Origin of the sequence: Sphingorhabdus sp. YGSMI21, from assembly GCF_002776575.1 — a bacterium.
In the GTDB taxonomy this organism is placed as follows: Bacteria; Pseudomonadota; Alphaproteobacteria; order Sphingomonadales; family Sphingomonadaceae; genus Parasphingorhabdus.
Genome location: NZ_CP022548.1, coordinates 3,378,160 through 3,399,600 on the forward strand (window position 1 = coordinate 3,378,160; position 21,441 = coordinate 3,399,600).

The following is a 21,441-nucleotide window of genomic DNA, read 5'->3' on the forward strand; positions in this document are numbered from 1 at the left end:
ATTAAAACATGCTTTCCGGGATGATGATCACATCACCGGGCCGCAGCATTACATTGGCGCGAGTTTCACCCTTCTTCATGAGATCGTCGATGCGCAGGGCAAATTCCTGCTGTTTGCCGGTGCCGCGATCGAACCGGATCAGCCGCGCGCGGTTACCGGAGGCAAATTCGGACATGCCGCCGACCGCGATCATCGCGTCAAGCAGAGTCATATTGGCGCGATAGGGTATCGATGCCGGCTTTTCGGTCGCGCCTACCACGCGAATTTGCTGGGAAAACGTACCTGAAAAATTATTGACGATGACGGAAACCAGCGGTTCATTGATATATTGCGATAATTGCAGCGTCAGATCCTGCGCCAGCATCGCCGGCGTCTTTCCTACGGCCGGCATATCGGTGATCAGGGGCGTGGTGATCCGGCCATCAGGGCGGACCTGAACCTTGGCGCCGAGTTCCGGATTGCGCCAGACGAATATCGTCAGTTCGTCGAGCGGACCGATAACATATTCCTCTCCGGGCCCTTCCTGCATCGAGACAAAGGATGCCGGCGGCAATTGCGGTCCGCTGGAATTGCCGGAACAACCGGCGACGGCGAGCGACGCCATGCCGGCACCGACCATCAACCTCGCCAAATGATTGTTTTTAATCGCAGAACGCATTTTTTCCACCTCGTATAAACCAACTGGCAAATGGCCAGTTTCCGGGGGGAAACGGGCAATTCGCGCAAAGTCACGAGATGGCTATGCTGGATAATAGTGAATATAGCGTTAGGATTAGCTGAATTTCCGATTAACGACGGCGATATTCAGGCGGTAGCCCACAGCTCCGAAAGCTAGTCGACGAGCAGCTCCGTGGCAGGTCCCTGGCCCAGAAAATTGGCCGGACTTGCCGAGGCACCATATGCTCCGGCACAGAAAACTGCCACGATGTCACCGACCGTTGCTTCGGGCATGGCCGCATTGTCGCTGAGCCGGTCAAGGGGGGTGCAGAGACAGCCAACGATCGAGACTGTTTCGGTCGGTTCCTCAGAAAATTTGCTGGCGATCGCAGCGGGATAGTTGCGTCTTACCACCGTCCCGAAATTGCCGCTGGCGGCGAGCTGGTGATGCAGGCCGCCGTCGGTTACCAGAAAGGTCTGCCCCTGGCTCTGCTTGCGATCGATTATCCGTGTCAGATAGACACCCGCCTCGCCGACCAGATAGCGGCCGAGTTCAATGGCAAATTGTGTCGATGACAATATGCTCGGTAGCCGGGTGAGCTGATCCGACAAGGCGTTGCCAACCTTGCCGATGTCCAGTGGTTCGTCTCCCGGGAAATAGGGAATACCAAAACCGCCACCGAGATTGACATGGGCCGGCGCCTCGCCGATTTCGATTGCCAGCCGACCCGCGAGGTCCAGCGTTTGCGCCTGTGTTTCGATAATCGCGTCCGCGCTGAGCGCCTGCGAGCCGGCAAAAATATGAAAGCCGCGCCACTCCGCACCGGCTTCCAGAATCTGTTTTACGACCGGCGCGACCAGCTCGATATCCATCCCGAACGGCTTGGCGCCGCCGCCCATTTTCATCCCCGAGCCCTTGAGATCGAAGTCCGGATTGACCCGGATCGCCAGCCGCGGCTGTTTCTCCAGCGCGGCACCGATTTTCAGTGCCCGATCGCATTCGCCCGGCGATTCAATATTGATCGTCACACCGGCCTGGATTGCCTGCTGGAGTTCCTCGTCGCGCTTGCCCGGTCCGGCGAAGCTGACATGGTCCGGTGCCGCGCCCGCTGCCAGCGCCATCTGCAATTCCCCACCGGAAGCGATATCGATGCCGTCGGCCAGGCCGACCATATGGCGCAGCAACGGTGGAAAGGGATTGGCCTTCATCGCATAATGCAGATCCAGGCGGTCGGGCATCGCCGCCCGCAATTGCATCATTCGGTCGTCGAGCCGGCTTCGGGAATAGACAAAAAGCGGCGAACCATGTTCCGCGACCAGCGCACCGGCTCGCTGGCCACCGAGGGCCAGTTCGCCGTCAAGGGCGTGAAAACCGGAGGGGATCGGGCCGGTGGCCTTGGTCTTGATCATTCGATATCCATGCTGGCCAATGCGTTGCGGTCCAGCTTTCCATTGGGGTTCTTGGGAAATTCAGAAAGCAGGATGATATCCCGGGGGTGCATAAAATTCGGTAAATTCTGCTTGAGATATTTTGCCAGCTGTTCCGCAACTGCGGAAGCTTCCGTCTCTTGTTCAGTCGGTCGGACAAACAGACGGATAGCATGGCCCAGTCTTTCATCAGGAACGCCCAGGGCAACCGCTTCCGCCACCATCCCCGACTCCACCGCTATTTCCTCAATTTCCGTCGGACTGATCCGGTTGCCTGAACTTTTGATCATCGCATCGTCCCGACCGACGAAATAGAGCAGACCGTCATCTCCGCGCTTCACCGTGTCGCCGGAGAAAACAGCGGTTCCAGCATATTTTGATGCGTCCGGGGCACTTTTAAATCTCTGCGCGGTCCGCACGGGATCATTCCAGTAACCCTGCGCAACGAGCGGCCCGCAATGAACCAGTTCTCCGGGTTGATCCGGCCCGGCGACGGCCCCCGTTTCATCAACCACCAATATTTCAGCATAAGGGATGGCGGTCCCCATGCTGGTCGGGTTGTCATCGATCAGAGCGGGATCAAGATAGGTCGACCGGAACGCCTCGGTCAGGCCGTACATCGCATAGATATCGGTTCCGGAACCGAATATTCCCCGCAATTGTTTGACCAAAGTCGGAGTCAGCGCACCACCGCTATTCGTCAAACGTCGCATCGAGGCAACCGCTTCTTCCGGCCATTCATGCTCCACCAGTTGCACCCAGAGCGGTGGAACGGCGGCCAGGGTCGTGATCTGTTCGCGTGCACATGCCTTCATGACGTCACGTGGCGTGAGATAGTCCAGCGGAACCGCGCAACCACCCGCCGACCAGGTCGACAGCAGCTGGTTCTGGCCATAGTCAAAACTGAGCGGGAGGACGCATATCGTACGATCATCCGATGAAAGCTCGAGATATTCAGCGACACTCAGCGCTCCCAGCGTCAAATTGGCGTGGCTGAGCATCACGCCTTTTGGGCGTCCGGTGGATCCGCTGGTGTACAATATCGCAACCAGATCATTGATATCGGTCGTTGCCGCGCTCGCAGCCATTGGATCCGCAATCGACTCCAGCGCGCCCTCGACAAGTTTGTCCTCAAATATACGGCAACCTTCCTCGCCATTGTCTCCCAGAGTTTTGATCCGTCCGGCGTTGCTAATCAACAACTTGGCACCACTATCTGAGACGATATGAACAACTTGAGCTGATTTTAGCAAAGGATTGACCGGCACATGGACCAGGCCGGCCCGGGCCGCCGCCAGCGGCATGAGACAGGCCAGTTCGGTCTTCGAGAGCCATGTCGCGACCCTATCCCCCTTGGCCAAGCCCTGCCCGTGCAGCCATGCCGCCAGCACGCCGACACGATGATTTAACATCTTGTAGCTAAGAGACCCCGAACGCGTCACGAGGGCGCTTGCATCCGGATCCTTGCCTATCGCGAGATGGTCCAGCGGGAATGCGGCGGTTTCGGGAGTGATGTTCAATTTTTGACCTATGGGAAAAAGAGCAGATTTGTGACAGATACGACCTTAGCCATGACCAGTGAATATCATAGCAATTTTCAGTCCGTGCAAGCCATTGCCGGAGAAAAACTGGGCCGGTCGGTCCAGAAATCACTGTTCGATCGGATCGAATGGCTGAAACCGCTTCATGAACTGTGCCTGCCAGACAAGTCCCCGCTGATCGTCCATAGCCAGGAAGGCGATGCGGAAGCATGGATGTTCCTGATGAAAACCGGATTTCGACGCCATGGCGCCCTCGCCAACTGGTATAACTTCACCTATCGCCCGATCTTTCTCGGCGATTATGACGAAGTGACCAAATTGGCGCTGCTCGCGAAACTGGCTAAGCAGCTCAAGTCCAGCTCCCATCATATTGAGATCACACCGGTTCCCGATGAAGATTCCGCTGCCAGCCTGACCGAACGCGCTTTCGAGCAAGCCGGCTGGATCGTGTTCCGGTCGAAGGCCGATGACAATCATATATTGAACGTCAGGGGCCGCACCTTCGACCAATATTGGGCCGATCGTCCCGGCCAGTTGCGCAATACGGTACGCCGCAAGGCGAAAAAAAATCTCGTGTCGATCCGGATCGAAACCCGGTTCTCCGAAGAGGACTGGGATGATTATGTCTCGGTCTACCAGCGCAGCTGGAAGCCCGAGGAAGGCAATCCGGATTTTCTGAGAAATCTGGCGCGGCACGAGGCGGCCGCCGGATGCATGCGCCTCGGGCTCGCCTATATCGACGGAGAACCGGTGGCCGCGCAATTCTGGACGGTGGAAAATGGCGAGGCGCTAATCCACAAGTTGGCGCATGTCGAGGATGCCACCAAGACGTCTCCTGGAACATTGCTGTCCGTTGCCATGTTCCAGCATGCGATCGATATCGATAATGTCGATCTGATCGACTTCGGCACCGGTAACGACGGCTACAAGCGCGAGTGGATGGAGGATGTGCGGGACCGCTACCGGCTCGAATTCTACTGGCCGAACAATCCCATGTCCTGGCTACCAATTTTGAGGCACTTTGCGTCGGGCCTTGCCGGAAAGCGCTCACCGCTTTAGGGAAGCGCCGTTATCCGAGATTCGGGGGTATTAATGCAGAATAAGGTCGAGTTGACGCCGGAAGCCGCCGTGCGTGCAGTGATGCGTGATATTTTGGGACTGAGCGAAGAGCAGGTCGCGGAATTCACGGCGGAAACAGAGCTTTTTGGCGCCCTCCCCGAACTCGACAGCATGGCCGTTGCCGGGCTGCTCACCGAACTGGAAGATCGTCTGGACATCATGATCGACGATGATGAAGTCGATGGCGAACTGTTCGAGACTTTCGGCAATCTGGTCGCCTTTGCCGAGATGAAAGTCACCGAGTGACGCTCATCCCCGCATTCGTCTCTTACGAATTTGCGGATCGCAAAGAATTATGTTTGTCCCTCGCAGACGGGTCTGCAGGCCGGGTCATGCTCGTTCCACCGCTGTTCGACGAGATGAACCGCATGCGCAAGATGCTGGTTGATGTCATGCGCTCGCTCGAAGCCCTTGAAATCGCAAGCTTCCTGCCTGATCTTCCTGGCACCAACGAAAGCCTGCTGCCACTGGAACAGGCCACGCTATCTGACTGGCAAAAAGCCCTGAAGACCTGCGCTCTACAGCATCAGATTTCGCATATCGCTTCCTTCCGGGGCGGCGTCTTGGCTGTTGCGGATCTGCAAAGCGCCAACCACTGGATTTTCAGCCCGGCAAAAGGCGCGACCCTCTTGCGGACCATGATGCGGACCAGGGTCGCGGCCGATCGCGAGTCTGGACTGAGCACAAGCCTCGCCGAACTGGCCGAGCAGGCCAGGACCGGATCGCTAGAGCTGGCTGGCAATCTCATCGGCTCCGATCTGTTCGCGCAGTTGAATGCGGCTGAAATACCAACAATGAACAATCAGCGGATCGTCCGCCTCGAATCTGAGAATAAACCGGGCGACGTTCAAATCCCGGGCGCTGCCCTGTGGCTTCGCGCCGAACCTGACGATAATCTGGCCATGTCCTCCGCCATCGCTCAGGATATTGCCGCATGGATAGGCCAATGACGCGGAGTTTTCACCAGATCGCCTGTGAGAGTGATTCCCTCGCAGCTACGCTGGATAGCGGAACGAGCACGACCGCGTTGCTAATTGTTAGTGGCGGTAATGAAATTCGCTCGGGCGCCCATAGCGGGATGGCAGCATTGGCGTTGCGCATTGCAAAACAAGGTTTCCCGGTGCTGCGCTACGACCGTCGCGGCATTGGTGAAAGCAGTGGCGACAACCAAGGCTTTCGCGGTAGCGCTGCAGAAATCGCAGCAGCGGTCCAATATCTTCGGCAGACGCAGCCGCACGTAAAATCGGTCCTCGCCTTCGGGAATTGCGATGCGGCGACCGCTCTGGCTCTGTTCGGACCAGATGCGGGGGTCGACGGCTACATATTGGCTAATCTGTGGGTTATTGAAGCAGGCAATGAACCGAATAAGGCAGAACCGACAATGTCGGCTGGCGCGATCCGTGCCCGCTATTGGGACCGGATTAAAAACCCGAAGACGATCATCGACCTCCTATCCGGAAAGATCGATTTCAGAAAATTGCTCAAAGGTCTTAAACAGGCCTCCCGAACGGAAGAAAATAGCGCGCTTTCCTTGCGCTTGCGCGACGCGCTCTCCGCCTTGGAAGCGAATACACTAATTCTGCTGGCTAAGCGCGATACCACTGCCCGAGCGTTTCTCGCCGCCTGGAACAGCGCCGACTTTGCACAAACGAGAGAAAAATCGGCGATCACCCTCGAAACCCTCGACAGCGCATCGCATAGCTTTGCCGATGAAGCGGCCAGAGACTGGCTTACCGAAAAACTGCTGGAGGCGCTGCGCGCCGCCTGACTATTCGGCGGCGATCAGTTCAAATTCCTGTTCCGCCAGAAAGCGCTCTGCATCGAGCGCCGCCATACAGCCGGTGCCGGCGGCAGTCACAGCCTGGCGATAGACATGGTCCATGACATCCCCACAGGCGAACAGGCCCGGGATCTTGGTTTTCGGCGTACCCGGTTCCACCTGGATATAGCCGCCGTCGATCAGGTCAAGATGGCCCTTGAAAATCTCAGTCGCCGGCGCGTGTCCGATAGCAACGAACGCACCGTCCAGCGCAAGATGGCTCTTCTCGCCAGTCTGCGTATCGACCAGATCGAGACCGACCAGTCCGACCGGCTCGCCGCCGCCTACAAAACGTTCGACATTCGTATTCCAAAGCACCGAAATCTTGGGATTGGCGAACAGCCGGTCCTGCAGGATCTTTTCCGCCCGCAGGCTGTCGCGGCGGTGGATCAGCGTAACGTCATCACTGTGATTGGTCATGTAAAGCGCTTCCTCGACCGCAGTATTGCCGCCGCCGATCACCGCCACCTTCTTGCCGCGATAGAAAAATCCGTCGCAGGTTGCACAAGCAGAAACGCCCTTGCCCGACAATTCCTCTTCGCCCGGAAGCCCCAGCCACTTGGCCTGCGCACCAGTCGCTATCACCAGTGTATCGCCTTCGTAGATATCACCGCCATCGCCGGTCATCCGGAAGGGCCGCTGGGAAAAATCGACATCAACAATCGTGTCAAAGATGAACCGGGTACCGACTTTTTCCGCCTGCGCCTGCATTTCTTCCATCAACCACGGCCCCTGGATGACATCACGAAATCCGGGGTAATTTTCGACATCGGTTGTTATCGTCAGCTGGCCGCCCGGTTGCAGGCCCTGAACCACGATCGGCTCCAGCCCGGCCCGGGCACCATAGATGGCGGCCGACAATCCGGCAGGTCCCGATCCGAGGATAAGCATTTTCGTGCGATGCGTTTCGGCCATGTTCCATTCCTGACGATGTTGATTCTGTTATCTGCAAATAGGGATGCGCAGCGCCGGTAGGCAAGACCTATCACCGTCAAAACCGGCGAAGAATAATTTTGACGGGTGATAGCGCGATTTGGCCTTTTACTGATTAGCGGCTTGCATCCCCAGGCATCGGCTCTGCCGTCCGGCGGCCAAGAGAGTGGCCGCAGCGATATGGAACGGCACTCGCATCATTCATGTTGACGGCCTGCAGCGGCTCCCTTCCCTTATGCCGGTCGCGCAAACTTACGACACAGACAAGGCCCACCGCATCAAGCAATTCTTGTATTCGCGCTGCCGCTCGACAGCGACAGCAATTCAAAACGAAAGGGCGAAAACGAAGCCCGATCGTCCAGACGCAAAAACCGAAGGTTACCTATTCTGGCGATTATATCCCCCAGAGCCGCTTCCAAGGAAGCCGGCGTGTAAGCCAGGACTGGCAGAGCTTCCCGACCGAGATAAGGTATCAGACATGTCGAAAGCGTTCGCAATGTTTTCATATGAATGGTTTCGCAATTCGCCGAAAATCCGATGACATCCCCCATCGTCCCGTGATCGGACTGGAAACCCAGATGTTGGCTAACCTGCTCCAGCTGTCCGAAATGGATCGTATATTCGTAATGGTTGGTCAATTTGACGGCTTTGGGAGATCGCTTGCGCGTACCATATTCGGTAACGACCGCATATCCGTTCTTGGCCAGGCATTTGGCGATGTTTTCCAGCATTTTAATGGCGCCAAAATTGATCACTGCCATCTTCTTGTTCCCTTGGGTAATGGGAACGCAGTTCAGTCGATAGCGGTGCACCACAGTCTCCGCATCGGTCTGGGGGCTGCCCCGTTGAACATTGTCGAGCGATACCGTGGCGACGTTCAGATCGGCAATCACTTCGTTAGACAGCACAAGATCAAATTGCTGATCACCGAAGTCATGGCTTTCAATATTGCCCGAAACAAAGTGGGTTTTCTCAACATGGCCGCCACAATTGGATTTTTGCGCCGACTGTAACTCTGGAGACAGATCGAACAGCGTATAGGACAGGCCTTCGTAAAGATCAGGATATCTCATCTGCAGACGGTCCATTATCGCATTGGCGAAAAAGCCCAGACCACAACCAATCTCGATGACCCTGCAGGGCGATTTTAACCGACCGTTTGCGACTAGCCAGTCGCAAAACGCCTCACCATAGCTCCTGTTATCGAGTGCAATATGCGGTTCGCGAAACATATGCGAGATAGTAGTTTCAATCTGGTCAAATTGCCGATTGCCTTCAGTCAAACGCGTTTTGTGAAATATATCATTGGCATCGACTGTTGCCGTCATCGCCGTCGCCATATCGCGTAACCTGGCAGCTTGGCGCAATCTCTTTTGGTGCATCGCGGCCTGCGATCCCGCCGGATGTCGCCAGCGCACCACATCTTTTCCCCAAAAGTTCAGACTTTCCAGAAACTTTGCCAGCTCGGAAGGCGTTATATCGAGCTTCTCCACGATTTCGTTCTGGACCATCCCGGTTGCCAAACAATCCAATATCTCGGTTTCCCGGCGACTGAATCTTCGAACCGGTACTGATTGCAATGATGTTTGAAAAAATCCGACGGATTCCTCGTCATGGCGCAACCATAAAAACGCCGGGTTGAGGACGCATATTGCGCCGTCAGCTGTACTTTCAGGAACCTTTGCCGTCATTATATAATATTTCCGGTTTTCCAGTCATATCCAACTCGCTCGAACGGACAAGTAAGACGCGATTAGCCCACATGACAACTGCTTATGGCAACCAACAATGATCCGGCACAAGTCAGAGCATGGAGAGTTACAAGGCAATTTCGGCTCTTTTCGGAGATATATGACTGGCGATCTCCAAATCGTATGCGAGTGCGAAGCTCCCAAATGGAACATGGATCAAATGTTCAGGCCATGATCGCATATTTCGATTGACCGGCTTCGCGGCACATCTGTTTTGAGATGCGTGTTTCTTCGCCATCGATAATCGCAACATCGGTAATCGTCAGGCATTTGCGGCCGTCGGGTTCGGTATTGAGGGCCGTTACAGTCGACGATCCTGATACACCGCCCCGGGTCGGACTTGTCCAGTTTGCGACCGCTCCCACTTCCTCCTGCTCGACAACAGCAAAAGTCGCCTCCGCTGCTTTTTCCTGTTCTTTCTGATCCAGTTTACAGGCAATTTCGCCGACAAGCACAGCGCCGACCGCACCGGCGATCAGGGTCCCGACATCGTCAAGTCCGGCAACAGAACCGACCACGCTGCCGAAAATGCCACCGAGGAGACGGCCGCGCCCTCTTGACTTCTTGCAGCTCTTGTCCTCTGCGGCTTTCGCCTTGATTTTCTTCGGCTTTTCCATTTCGGCAAGGCTCTCTGCCACATAGGTATAGCCATAATTTTCCGGCACGGGATAGCCACCGCAGCCGGTATTGTAGCAATAGCGGTCGCTGAGATAATTCCGGTCTGCTTGATAAAGCTGCTCCGCCGCCCGGTAGACAGCCATATTGGCGCCATCCGGATCCGAATTCGCATGTTCCTGCATCATGTCCTTGTAGAAACGATCTCTGCTGGCCGCAGAATATTCCATCCTCCCGGCGACTTTCTCGGTGTAGATCCGGGACAACTCGTCCTGATATCGGTTCATGCGCTCACGATATTCGGTCAGCACGCCACTGTAATAATTGTCCAGCGCGGTTGTACATTCATTGATATTCTTCGCCTTGTCGTGAGGATCTGGCAAATGCAGATGGTCTTCGCGACAATCGGGATAATCGCGCTGCAACAATTGCGGGAGTGGCGGCAATTCGGGCAAAGGCGGCTCCACATGCGCCGGCGGAACATAGGCTTTGTCTGCGAGAGCTTGCGCCTCCGGGCTTTCCGGACCGGTTTCAGTGCCCGGTTCCCGCTCGGCTTGGGATATCGGAGAATCACCGGTCGATTGCAGGCTTCCGTAAGACGAGCTGGCAAGATAAGTCGACTGCAGCGATGGCGCTACACCCTGGTTCTGCCCGGTCAATGCCTGACTATTGCAGTTCGAACCGCCCGGCTGGGGATTGTAGAGACATTCGCCATGAGCCCTGTCGAGGCCGGTGAATAGCCTGTTCGCGGGGTCGGACGGATCGGGATGACAGTCGGCACATGCGATGCCGCTATGGGATGCAATGCCGACACTCGCTTCGACCGCACCGGGAGCCAGAACGAACGCTCCGATCACAAAGGCCCCCATATATCCGACGGCCGTGACAGAAAGCGCTGCTTGAACCTTACCCAAATATTCCTCCTGTTTCATGCCCCGAGACAAGCCCGAAGACCCTGCCCTAACTCAAATATCCGACCAAATCCAACTTAGTTGAATTTTTCACAATCGCCCTGGATAGTCAGGTCCGTCTGACATGATCTTGAAAAACGGACAGAAATTGGCCAGACCATATGGTCTGATCAACCCTCCGTGCATCTGCAATCAGAGGGAAAATCGCCCGCCGATACGAAGTCACCCGATTGCCTTATCGGGACGCCGGAGAAAATCTGTGATCAATGCCACATGAGGGCTGGAATATTTCGGAACCGATGTGGCGACCAGCTGTTCATACAGTCAGGTGGTGGGCTGCTGCTGATTCTAGAAGCATGGAGAAACGATTCCATGCCGTAACCGGCATCTGAACCGCCCATCTTTCCCTCGAAAGAATATTTCACGATCCGGATCGGCGCGAGATACTTACAAATCCGGCTATAAAACTGAGGAAAAGTCGCTTCGTTCCGCAGACTTTCGGCCATATTCTGGTAGCGGAGGAGGGACTCGAACCCCCGACACATGGATTATGATTCCACTGCTCTAACCACCTGAGCTACTCCGCCAACCGGTTCTGTCGATCGCGTGATCACGACAAAACTCTCTCTGGACGGCGGCGCTATAGTCATAGCCTTCGGTCTGGTCAACAAGCTGAAGCGAGAAATAAGCTAAAACTTGCACGGCCAATACGATCCGCGCTAACAGCGCTTTTCAAGCCGATATGTGGCACCAAGGGGCAGATATGAACGCATTTTATGACATATTGATTGTTGGCGCTGGCCATGCGGGCGCGCAAGCGGCCATCGCGTTGCGCCAGAAGAAGTTTGAAGGCTCGATCGGCCTCGTCGGAAACGAGAAATATCCACCTTATGAACGGCCCCCGCTATCCAAGGAATATCTTGCGGGCGACAAGCCGTTCGAGCGGATTTTGCTGCGCCCCGAGAGCTTCTGGGTCGAGCGCGAGATCGATTTGCTCACCGGACGACGGGTGTCCAAACTCGATCCGCTTGGCAAGAAGGTGACCTTGGCGTCCGACGACGAAATCGGCTACGGCAAGCTGATCTGGGCAACCGGCGGTTCTCCGCGCATGCTCGATTGCCCCGGCAGCCAGGCGCGCAATATCCATGCCGTGCGGTCTCGCGCCGATGTCGACAAGATCATGGCTGCCTTGCCGACCGTCAAGAAAGTCGTGGTTATAGGCGGTGGCTATATTGGCCTGGAAGCCGCAGCCGTGTTGACGAAATTGGGCAAGCAGATCACCGTCGTCGAATCGCTCGACCGCGTCCTGTCGCGTGTGGCTGGCGAAACGCTGTCCCGCTTTTTCGAGGCAGAGCATCGCAGACAGGGTGTCACCATAGAGCTAGAGGCCACCGTCGCCGGATTCGAAACCGGAGAGGATGGTATCGCAACCGCGGTAACGCTCACCGACGGCAGGAAGCTAGAAGCAGACATGTTTGTCGTCGGCATCGGCATCATTCCGGAAACCGGCCCACTCGTCGCTGCAGGCGCCGCCACCGGCAATGGCGTCGACGTTGACCAGCATTGCCGCACCAGTCTGGAAGACGTCTATGCGATCGGCGATTGTGCCGCGCACAGCAATGCCTTTGCCGATGGCGCGATGATCCGTCTGGAATCGGTCCAGAACGCGAATGACCAGGCGAAAGTGGCCGCGCTCGACATTCTTGGCGAAGAAACCGAATATGACGCTGTGCCCTGGTTCTGGTCGAACCAATATGACCTCCGCTTGCAGACCGTCGGCCTCTCGACCGGTCACGACAGCTATGTCGTCCGCGGCGATCCGGATTCACGCAGTTTTTCGGTAATCTATTACCGCGACGGAAAGGTCGTGGCGCTTGATTGCGTGAACGCAACCAAAGATTATGTGCAGGGCCGCAAGGCGGTTGTCGAGGGACTGAATCTCGACAAGGGCGAACTGGCCAATACGGAGGTTCCGATCAAGGAAGTCGGCGTCTACTAGCTTCCTCTGAAAGGCCACGTGCGGATCGTCTGCCACGGACCATCCAGATAATAATGCAGCCCGATTCCGTGAATCGAAAAGCGCCTTGGTTCAAACCCGGCTGACAGCTGGTTAAACAGGCTTTTGGACTCCCGCGCACTGACCTTGTTCTGAATGGTGATATGCAGCCGGGGTGTTTGCTGATCCTGCGCCACCAGCAGGCCGGCAAAGCGTTCCGCCAGTTCCATCCGCAAGGCCAGCAGGTCCGGTGCATGCAGCCGATAGGCCACACCATGTCCAAGATGGATCAAACCCGACAGATGCGCTTCCGGTGTCGGCAGGCTGCTCGTCAGCCCGATGATGGCCGCTTTTACTTCGTCCAGTGCCTGTGGCGGCAAATGGTGAAACAAGGTGATATGCGCGTCAATCACGTTCCGCTCGGGCGGAAAATAGCGCTGGCGCAGGCCATTGGCCCAAGCAAAATCGGCCTTGCCCAGTTGCGCCGTCATGATGATGGGTTTGTTCAGACGCTCCATGAATCCTTCTATCGCACAATGCAAAACCGCGAGCAATTTCTAGCTCGCGGTTCATTTTCTCGGGTTGTGTGGCGGACTTAGGCCGCTTTGCGCGTTGCTTCTTCGCTGTCCAGCCATCCGAGCAGCTTTTCGGGGGTCGATTCGACATAAGGATCGTTGTCGACACCATCATCATTGATACCGGGCTCTTCGAACCAGGCGCTGACGGCGCCGTCATCGGCAATCATCGAATAGCGCCAGCTGCGATCACCGAAGCCGAGGTGGTTTTTCTTGATCAGCATGCCCATGCGGCGGGTGAAGTCACCCGAGCCGTCCGGCAGCAATTTGACTTTTTCGAGGCCCAGGGACTTGCCCCACTGGTGCATCACGAATGCGTCATTGACCGAAATGCAATAAACTTCGTCAACGCCGCGCGCCTGGAATTCTTCATGGAGACGTTCGTAGGCCGGGCACTGCTCGTTCGAGCAGGTGGGGGTGAATGCGCCCGGCAGGGAGAAGACAGCAATGCGTTTTCCGGCAAACAGCTCTTTGGTATTCACGTCTTCCCAGCGGAAGGGATTTTCGCCTTCGACCGATTCGTCTCGAACGCGGGTTTTCAGGGTAACTTCAGGGATATTTCTACCGATCATCATGGGCTCCATTGGTTTGAATGAGGGCCGCCTAGCATCGAAAGATTAATAGGGTAAATTGATTTATTACACTCCACTGATTGAAATAATCACTCAAAGCCTGTGCGGCTTTAAATGCCTTTGGTGCATCGCATTTTTCGCATCACGCGGAATTCACATGACACTTCCAGAAAATTGCTGCGCTGAAAGCCCGCCCCACGCTCCGGTTCGACATTCTTCTTGATCGGAAACCGCACGAGTTGCACTATCCCGCAATCATGGGGAGGATGAAATGACGGAAGAATCGAAAACACCGGTCTGGTTCTGGATCATCGGCACTGTCGCGCTGGTCTGGAACGCTCTGGGCCTCGGCGCCTATTTTCAGCAGATCATGATGAGCGCCGAACAGTTTGCCGCCTTGCCACAAGTGCAGCAGGATTTGCTCTCGACACAGCCCATCTGGGTCAGCGCCGCCTTTGCGATTGCTGTCTTTGCCGGCTTCGCAGCGGCGATTGCCCTGCTGATGCGGAAACGGATCGCGGTTCGCCTGTTCCTGCTTTCTCTGCTGGCCGTCCTTGTCCAGTTCAGCAGCTATTTCATCCTCGATGGCTACAGCGAATTCGTCGCCGGTCAGGGATGGACGATGCCGGTTCTGATTGTCGCTTTTGCGCTCGGCTTTGTCTTATTCTCGCTTCGGGCAGAAAAGAACGGCCTGCTGCGCTAGGTCAGGCTGACGTGCTGAACGGCGTGAAATCGATGTCTTCATCATAGATATCGACACCCTCGCGCCGTTTCAGCCAGCCGACCACCAGATAGGTGACCGGCGTCAGCACCGCTTCCCACAACACTTTCAGCAGCCAGTTGGTGACCATGACGGTGATCACCGCCGAGGTTTCCCAGACGCCGAGAAAGGCCAGCGGATAGAAGATCAGGCTGTCGACCCCCTGCCCCACCACCGTCGAACCGATGGTCCGGCTCCACAAGGCCTTGCCCTGCGTCCAGACCTTCATCCGCGCCATGACATAGCTGTTCACAAATTCACCGGCCCAGAAAGCCGTGATCGAGGCGATAACGATCCGCCATGCACTGCCGAACACAGCTTCGTAATTCTGCTGGCAGATCGCGCCCTTGTTATCCGGCATGGCGGGATCGGCGAACCGCAGTGCGTCGCTGGCGGGAGGGCAGAGCCATCCGTCAAACGGCGGCAGCTTGACCACCACCCAGCTCATCAGCGCGAGAAACAGCAATGCGGCAAAGCCGGTCCAGATAACCCGCCTGGCTCTCGCAAAGCCGTATATCTCGGTCAGCACATCACCAATGACATAGCCGATAGGAAAGAAAAGTATGCCGGCTCCATAGATGAAAAGGCCGTCGGCAGCCGGCCACCATCCGTCCGGCCACCAGGATATCTGCAGGTAGGTCAGCTTCGCCGCGCCGATAATATTGGAGAGCAGCAACACCGTCACGAAAGCCGCCATCACGAAATCATAATAGCGGAACCGGTGACCGGCCTGGCTCGAAGCGGATGTGCGGACTATGGGATTATCGGTCATGGGCTGACTTTAGCTCCGGCGGGAGACAATTCAACATATGGATCACAGACGCGACTTCTGCATTGGAATCTTCTTCGATTCTTTAAGAGCCGAGTGCGCATAATCAGCGCGCCTTCATGATCTCAATGTACCGGAACCAGCCTTCCCGTTACAAAGCGGGGACGACGGCGCGTTAGTTTTCCTACATCGCTCCAAGATATAACAGGGTTAGGCCAATTGTATTGCTGAGACCGTGAGATAGCATGAGCGGCCAGAGGTTACGTTTGAAAGCCAGATACAGAAGTCCGGATGCAATGGCGATGGCTCCGGTCGCCACCCATCCGGCCATACCCTGATAGTAGAAGTGAGCTTGCCCAAACAGGATCGCCTGACAGACAATGGCAAGAAATGCCGAAAATGGTATGCCCGTGAACAGATGCTCGAAACGCGAAAATAAAGCCCCGCGGAATAACATTTCTTCGGTGAACCCTCCGATGATCCACGCGAGCATCAGCCAGAAAAGAAAGACCGGCAAATTCCCTTGAAGATTGTCGAACCGCCCCTGATATCTCGCATCTATGGCTTGGGTGGCCTCGTCCGGCGCATCGAAAAGGCCGACGATAAAGGACTCAGCAACTATGCCAACACCGATGGTCACTACCAACGCAATGACAGTCCACACGGCTAGCAGCTTCATATTCTCGGGGCGTTTTAGCCCAACACTGCTCCAGCTTTGACCATTTTGGCGAAGACAGATTGTTGCAACACCCAAAGCGAGAAGAAGCGAAATCGGTCCAGCAAGAGTCCAGATCGCGTCAATTTGCAGCAGCAGATATTTGCTTGTCAAAAGCGTGAAGATGATAAGCGATAGATCGCGAAATGCTGTCCATCGACCGGGATTGCTGGGAGCTGGGTTTGTCATGAATATTCCTGTTCACTGATAATGCATGGCGCGCGGATTTGCCGGATTGGGGATGATGCGGGCCTTTCAGAGCGCCCGAACCCGCTCCAGAACGGATCTTTGCTCAAGCGCCTCCGTCGCGCGCCGCGTGATCGCCGGCATGTCACATTCGATTTCCTCGAACAGGCCGGCGAAAGCACGAGCGGCTTTTTCCAGACACGCCTGCAATCGCCCGAATTGCTCTATGCCGCTGGGTGTCAGCCGCAAGATTTTCCGCCGTCCGTCTTGGGGATCTGCGATCCGCTCGACGATAGCTGATGTGATCAGCAGTTCGACGCGTTGCGTTGCCACCTGATGGGGCTGCCGAAGAAGCTTAGCAATGTCAGCGGTGGATATTTCGCGCTGCTCACCAATCAACAATATATAGGACACAGCTCGCGCGGGAAACTCGATACCCGCGTCCTGCAAGAGCAATTCACCCTGATCAGAGATCAAATCCGCTAAGCGCATCAACTGATTGGCGACAAAAGCGCCTCGCAACGGATGGCTATCAACGTAACTTTCCACAGGCACAGACTCCGGCAAATTTACACAATCTATTGTACAATAAGCTGTATATATCGTGTTCAGTCAACCTGTTTCTTTGCATGGCCTGCTCATATCCGGCAAAAAAGCCCTCTAAGTCCTGCGGTAAGCGCCTGTTCTTCTGCAAGAGTGACAGAATGAATTTGCTTGGAAAGCTGCGATTTGATCAAGGTGACTTTTTAAAGATCGATTGTCTCTATCTCGGCAAAATGTGTCTTAAGCGCTCGCCGGAAACACCGGCCAGCTGTCGACTATCGCACCATTATCATAGATCGCGATATCTCCAAATTGCAGGAACACGGCTTCGCTTTGTGTGGGACGGAGGAAGACATAATCATCGGGCCGGATGTCGGTGCCCGGGCCGCCATTCAGCATTTCCTGGTTGCTGGAGCGGCCGAATGTGCTGTTGTACCGCAGCCCGGGCGGATCTTCGGGATGCGCCATCCACTTGCCCCCATAGATGAAGACCGTTTTGTCGAGATTGGGATTGAGCGCGCGTTTGGCGCCGTCGGCAAATTCCATCACCGGTAACCGCGTCTCATCAAGCACCTTGATAGCAGGCGTGGCGATAAAAGCGGCCGGCACGAACGGCTCCAGCAAATCCGTGTCAAAGTCCGTCGGCTTGACCAGCGCCGACCCGACCGAGATTTCGTTGGCAATATCGGTACCCTTGTAGAGGCGATAGGTCGGACTACCCGCGGCGTTGCGGGTCGCGGCTTTGACCTCGGCCTCTCCAAAGACCTGCCTTGCTGAACCCAAGGCCGAACCATAAATTTCCCATGCGCCATTTTTGGCCCGGTCCCGCCAGCCCAACGTCGTGGGAATCTTGGACAGATGCGGCTCGTAACCCATCAGACCGGAAAAGCTCAGGCGGTTGGACTGGCGGATTTTTTCCATCATGCCGGTCAGCGCATCGCCGGGCTCCATCCCGCCACGGTGCAGGCCAACGTCCAGTTCGATATTGATCGCCATATCAGCGCCTTGCGCGTCAGCAATTGCGGCATATTGATCGAGCCGTTCTGGTGTATCAACCAACCACTGAATGTTGCCGGCCGCTTCCGCTTTATCCTGTGGCAGCGCGGTGAAATAATTTTTCACGGCCTGCGCCGGCATCGGCTTGCCAATGAGCTGGTTCGCGTCCGGCATGGCTTTGCTCAGCGCGATCAGCATTGGCAGATTGAATGTCATGAGCCGGTCGGTGTTGGCGCGTTCCCGAATATGACCAATCAGGTCGAGCGAAGGCAGTGATTTGGCAACGATCCGGTATCCCATGCCCTCCGGCAAATCAGACATGAGTTGATCAATATTCGCATTGAGCCGTGCCCGGTCGATCACCAAGACAGGCTGGGCTATATTCGCGTCGCGCAATGCCTTTTGCACGGCAAGAAAATAGGGGCTGCGCGGTCCGCTTTTGTCTGATGTCCGTCCCAATGCCACAGCCATTCCTCCCGCTATCACCGCTCCGCCAACCAGCATTTTTCTGCGGCTCAATTTTGCCATGCTAGGCTTCTCCCCAGATTTTCGAGAGATAGGGATTTACAAATTTCCCCGTTGGATCGAGCGCCTTGCGCAGCTCATTGAAAGCAGCAAATTTTGGATATAGGGCCGATAGTTCCTTCGCGCCAAGACTGTGCAATTTGCCCCAGTGCGGACGCCCCCCGGCGGCGCGGAATATCGGTTCGAATTCGGTGAAGAAATATTGGAAGTTTTCCGAAGAATCAGCATGAATGGCGATCGAAAGCCGGTGGCCATCGTTAAACGGGCTGAGCCAGGCATCGTCCGGTGCGGTGACCCGTGCTTCAATGGGATAGAAGGCGTCGTTTCTGCTTTCGATCTTGGCGATCACCATGCGCAATGTCTCCAATCCGTTTTCCAGCGGAATATGATATTCCATTTCGTTGAATTTGGAAGGACGGCTGGTCGCGAGCAATTTCCAGCCCGCATCGGTGGTATCTTCTCCGGCCTCAGGATCAACCGACGCTGCAAATATCTTGCGCCTGAGCCAGGATGACCAGCCGAATGTATCGCGCAACTGTTTTAGATCCTGAAGGAAATTGTCGTCTTCGCTTGGCTGCTCGCCCGAAAGAGGCCCCTCATATTTATCATGGGTAAAAGTGGCGCCATGCCCCGTATTGGGAAAAAATACCGCTTCAAAATTTCGGTGCTGCTCCGAGAGTCCCATATATTGGTCGAGAATATCTTCTGTTTTGACCAGTTTCACGCGGCGATGCAGATTAAAGGCCGGCTCGACCTGCAGATCATAGCGGGTAATGATTCCCAGCGCACCGAGTGATACCTTGCCCGCCTGGAACAGGTCTGCATTTTGTTCGGCGCTTGCTTGCACGATTTCACCCGACGGGGTGACCAGTTCAAAGCCCCGCGCATAGTCATGTATAGCCGTCAGGCTGCGCCCGGTCCCGTGGGTCGCAGTGCTGAAACCGCCCGCGAGCGTCTGCACATCGATATCGGGCAAATTGGCAAAAGAGAGGCCTTGTTCATGGAGCAGGCGCGCGGCTTGCTGGAGCTTGGTACCGGCTCCCAGCGTCGCGATATTTGTTGCTGGATCATGGCTGATGATCCCTGAAAACGCACCTATGTCCACCATTGTCCCTTCGGACGGACACAAAGCCGAGAAACTGTGGCCGCTTCCCGCCGGGCGAATGGGTGTCGGGCTGTTTTGGACCAGCGCCACGACGTCTTCAGTACTAGCGGGGGCTGCCAATATTTTTGGCGTTGCCTTTTCGATGCCGGACCAGTTCATCCAGGCGCGTTCACCGGTCGGGGCTTTGGGCAGACCGGGATCAAAGCCGTCACGGACAAAATCCTTCGAAGACCACCAGGCCTGGCTGCCAACCGGGATAGCAATGGCTACAGCGGCACCGCCCAACAATAATTTCCTGCGAGAAACAGCCATCAGCTTGTCCTTCCGGCCATGAAGGCGATCAATTGATTGAGGTCTTCATCCGAACAATCACTGCACAATCCCATCGGCGGCATGGCATTGAGACCTGTCTTGGTGCTGGTCAGCAAACCCGCTGCGCCCTTGGCGTCATATCGAACGGCCCATGCGGCTTTATGTCCGGTCAGTGGCGCTGTTGCGTCGACGGTCGCGTGACAGGTTCTGCAACTCCGGTCATATTTGGCCGCGAGCTCCGTATCATCGGGCGTCAGGTCGGCGGCAAGCTGGATGTCGGCATCTGTTGGCATAATCCCGGCAGCCATCGAACCGCCGGTTCCGCCATACCGGTCGCCCCCGCCTTCCCCACATGCCGCGAGCAAAACCATCGACGCTGCAACCAGTTTTTTCATATCCAATTTCTTGCCTTTGTCAGAAAGATAGTTATTGCTATCGTTTGATATTCACACTGTCAAGAGAGCCGGCATGACGACGAGCACAAACACATCAGGCAAGGCGGTTGAACCGCGTCGGCGTCCGCGACAACAGCGGGGCGAAGACACGATTGACCGGATATTGGAAGCCTCCGCAGAGCTGTTGGAGGAACTGGGTTTTGACAAGCTGAATACCAACCTGATTTGCAAGCGCGCCGGCCTGACCCCGCCCGCGCTTTATCGCTATTTTCCGAACAAATATGCCATATTGAAAGCGCTGGGCGAACGTCTGATGCGGGTTCAGAACGATGCGCTCTATGACACGCTCGACGGGGTCGGAACTTTGCCAACAGCCCGCAATATTGCCGATCAGCTGCGCGGACAATATGATGTGACCATGGCCCAGAAAGGCGGGCCTTGGATCATGCGCGCTCTTCATGCGACGCCGCAACTCGCCGATGTTCGCCGTTCTTCCCACAGCGAAATGGTCAAGAGATTTATCGATTTACGCGCGAGCGAAAAACCGGGCACCGAAGTTCAGCAAATCGAACGACGCTACCAGATCATTGTGGAAACGGGATATGCCGTGCTGGAAATGCTGATCGACAATCCGGACATCGATGTAGACGCCACGCTGAAAGATACCGGGTTCATGCTGTTTGCGCTTCTGGATTCCGGGCCGTCCGTTTAATCGCTCCGCGATCATGTGAACATGCACCCGGCTCGGGACGACCAGTTCGCCCGTTCGTTATCTCCGCATTTTGCGAGCGCCTCTCGGCTTGGAACGGATCGGCTTGAACGACGCCAGTCGGGCATACAGGCGCTCCACCCCGCCAGGCGGTGGAAAAACCTTCCTTGTTGACAAGTCCGGAAAATGAAACTAGGCGGCAAAGCCGCAAAAATCTGCGGTTTTTTGCAAATGGCGCCCGTAGCTCATCTGGATAGAGCGCGAGACTTCTAATCTTGAGGCAGCAGGTTCGAGTCCTGCCGGGCGCACCATTTTTTCCCCATATTGCGACATATCGCGGATGTTTTTCGGGCCGGGAATTTACTCCGGATTTCACTATTGCGCCGGATGGACATGAAATGTGCCCATGCAAAATCATGGGAATTTCCAGGGGAAGATGAACAGGATTACCAATTCCCGCTACCACATTATATTATCGATCTTTCAGGATATTATTGCGCTGGATGGAA

At 55.8% G+C, this 21,441-nt stretch carries 21 protein-coding genes and 2 tRNA genes; 8 read left to right on the forward strand and 15 right to left on the reverse strand.

The window, feature by feature from the left end; genetic code table 11:
- Window position 1 precedes the first annotated feature (1 nt).
- From CHN51_RS16195 to CHN51_RS16205, 3 genes are all read right to left on the reverse strand, one after another.
- On the reverse strand, window positions 2-646 hold the full coding sequence (locus CHN51_RS16195) for an XrtA/PEP-CTERM system exopolysaccharide export protein (RefSeq protein WP_089134692.1): 645 nt from the start codon (window positions 644-646) through the stop codon (window positions 2-4).
- Between the two features lie 185 nt (window positions 647-831).
- Entirely contained in the window at window positions 832-2,067 is a 1,236-nt protein-coding gene (locus CHN51_RS16200) for a pyridoxal-dependent decarboxylase, exosortase A system-associated (protein ID WP_100094941.1), read from the reverse strand.
- Window positions 2,064-3,605, reverse strand: coding sequence for an acyl-CoA ligase (AMP-forming), exosortase A system-associated (locus CHN51_RS16205; RefSeq protein WP_100094942.1), 1,542 nt, complete (start codon window positions 3,603-3,605; stop codon window positions 2,064-2,066). The genes CHN51_RS16200 and CHN51_RS16205 overlap by 4 nt, the downstream gene beginning before the upstream one ends.
- Before the next feature lie 30 nt (window positions 3,606-3,635).
- Here CHN51_RS16205 and CHN51_RS16210 point away from each other — a divergent pair, with 30 nt between their 5' ends.
- From CHN51_RS16210 to CHN51_RS16225, 4 genes are all read left to right on the forward strand, one after another.
- Window positions 3,636-4,685 (forward strand): GNAT family N-acetyltransferase, encoded by a 1,050-nt coding sequence (locus CHN51_RS16210; RefSeq protein WP_164089248.1) that lies wholly within the window; start codon window positions 3,636-3,638, stop codon window positions 4,683-4,685.
- Window positions 4,686-4,718: 33 nt separating this feature from the next.
- On the forward strand, window positions 4,719-4,991 hold the full coding sequence (locus CHN51_RS16215; RefSeq protein ID WP_100094944.1) for an acyl carrier protein: 273 nt from the start codon (window positions 4,719-4,721) through the stop codon (window positions 4,989-4,991).
- Between the two features lie 122 nt (window positions 4,992-5,113).
- Window positions 5,114-5,695, forward strand: a complete 582-nt coding sequence (locus CHN51_RS16220) for a hypothetical protein (RefSeq protein WP_123906337.1) — start codon at window positions 5,114-5,116, stop codon at window positions 5,693-5,695.
- Window positions 5,692-6,513, forward strand: coding sequence for a hydrolase 1, exosortase A system-associated (locus CHN51_RS16225; protein ID WP_100094946.1), 822 nt, complete (start codon window positions 5,692-5,694; stop codon window positions 6,511-6,513). Before CHN51_RS16220 ends, CHN51_RS16225 begins: the two co-directional genes overlap by 4 nt.
- Here the strand turns inward: CHN51_RS16225 and trxB are convergent, their stop codons facing one another.
- From trxB to CHN51_RS16245, 4 genes are all read right to left on the reverse strand, one after another.
- Window positions 6,514-7,479, reverse strand: a complete 966-nt coding sequence (trxB, locus tag CHN51_RS16230; RefSeq protein ID WP_100094947.1) for a thioredoxin-disulfide reductase — start codon at window positions 7,477-7,479, stop codon at window positions 6,514-6,516.
- Window positions 7,480-7,775: 296 nt separating this feature from the next.
- Entirely contained in the window at window positions 7,776-9,188 is a 1,413-nt protein-coding gene (locus tag CHN51_RS16235) for an SAM-dependent methyltransferase (protein ID WP_100094948.1), read from the reverse strand.
- Window positions 9,189-9,412: 224 nt separating this feature from the next.
- Window positions 9,413-10,777, reverse strand: coding sequence for a hypothetical protein (locus tag CHN51_RS16240; RefSeq protein ID WP_123906338.1), 1,365 nt, complete (start codon window positions 10,775-10,777; stop codon window positions 9,413-9,415).
- Between the two features lie 507 nt (window positions 10,778-11,284).
- Window positions 11,285-11,361, reverse strand: a tRNA-Met gene (locus tag CHN51_RS16245).
- Between the two features lie 176 nt (window positions 11,362-11,537).
- Here CHN51_RS16245 and CHN51_RS16250 point away from each other — a divergent pair.
- Complete coding sequence (locus tag CHN51_RS16250) at window positions 11,538-12,773, forward strand: FAD-dependent oxidoreductase (RefSeq protein ID WP_100094950.1); 1,236 nt, start codon at window positions 11,538-11,540, stop codon at window positions 12,771-12,773.
- Here the strand turns inward: CHN51_RS16250 and CHN51_RS16255 are convergent.
- Both CHN51_RS16255 and CHN51_RS16260 read right to left on the reverse strand, forming a co-directional pair.
- On the reverse strand, window positions 12,770-13,288 hold the full coding sequence (locus tag CHN51_RS16255; protein ID WP_240616778.1) for a 2'-5' RNA ligase family protein: 519 nt from the start codon (window positions 13,286-13,288) through the stop codon (window positions 12,770-12,772). The genes CHN51_RS16250 and CHN51_RS16255 overlap by 4 nt on opposite strands.
- Window positions 13,289-13,365: 77 nt before the next feature.
- Window positions 13,366-13,917: a peroxiredoxin gene (locus CHN51_RS16260; RefSeq protein WP_100095707.1), complete on the reverse strand. Its 552-nt coding sequence runs from the start codon at window positions 13,915-13,917 to the stop codon at window positions 13,366-13,368.
- Between the two features lie 271 nt (window positions 13,918-14,188).
- Between CHN51_RS16260 and CHN51_RS16265 the strand changes: the two genes are divergently transcribed.
- The gene (locus CHN51_RS16265; RefSeq protein ID WP_100094951.1) at window positions 14,189-14,620 is read left to right on the forward strand and encodes a hypothetical protein; all 432 of its coding nucleotides are present in this window, start codon (window positions 14,189-14,191) and stop codon (window positions 14,618-14,620) included.
- 1 nt (window position 14,621) lies between these two features.
- On the opposite strand, the gene CHN51_RS16270 is transcribed toward CHN51_RS16265, so the two are convergent.
- From CHN51_RS16270 to CHN51_RS16295, 6 genes are all read right to left on the reverse strand, one after another.
- Window positions 14,622-15,449 carry a queuosine precursor transporter gene (locus CHN51_RS16270; protein ID WP_100094952.1) on the reverse strand — a complete coding sequence of 276 codons (828 nt, stop codon included), beginning with the start codon at window positions 15,447-15,449 and terminating at the stop codon, window positions 14,622-14,624.
- Between the two features lie 181 nt (window positions 15,450-15,630).
- Entirely contained in the window at window positions 15,631-16,350 is a 720-nt protein-coding gene (locus CHN51_RS16275; protein ID WP_100094953.1) for a CPBP family intramembrane glutamic endopeptidase, read from the reverse strand.
- Window positions 16,351-16,416: 66 nt separating this feature from the next.
- A complete protein-coding gene (locus CHN51_RS16280; protein ID WP_123906339.1) occupies window positions 16,417-16,896 on the reverse strand; it encodes a MarR family transcriptional regulator in 480 nt (159 codons plus the stop codon).
- A gap of 234 nt (window positions 16,897-17,130) precedes the next feature.
- Window positions 17,131-18,414 carry an alanine racemase gene (locus CHN51_RS16285; RefSeq protein WP_100094955.1) on the reverse strand — a complete coding sequence of 428 codons (1,284 nt, stop codon included), beginning with the start codon at window positions 18,412-18,414 and terminating at the stop codon, window positions 17,131-17,133.
- A gap of 1 nt (window position 18,415) precedes the next feature.
- A complete protein-coding gene (locus tag CHN51_RS16290; protein WP_100094956.1) occupies window positions 18,416-19,828 on the reverse strand; it encodes a D-arabinono-1,4-lactone oxidase in 1,413 nt (470 codons plus the stop codon).
- Window positions 19,828-20,223, reverse strand: a complete 396-nt coding sequence (locus CHN51_RS16295) for a c-type cytochrome (RefSeq protein ID WP_206169909.1) — start codon at window positions 20,221-20,223, stop codon at window positions 19,828-19,830. Before CHN51_RS16295 ends, CHN51_RS16290 begins: the two co-directional genes overlap by 1 nt.
- Window positions 20,224-20,296: 73 nt before the next feature.
- Between CHN51_RS16295 and CHN51_RS16300 the strand changes: the two genes are divergently transcribed.
- Entirely contained in the window at window positions 20,297-20,935 is a 639-nt protein-coding gene (locus CHN51_RS16300) for a TetR/AcrR family transcriptional regulator (RefSeq protein ID WP_100094957.1), read from the forward strand.
- Between the two features lie 231 nt (window positions 20,936-21,166).
- A tRNA-Arg gene (locus CHN51_RS16305) sits at window positions 21,167-21,243 on the forward strand.
- Window positions 21,244-21,441 lie beyond the last annotated feature (198 nt).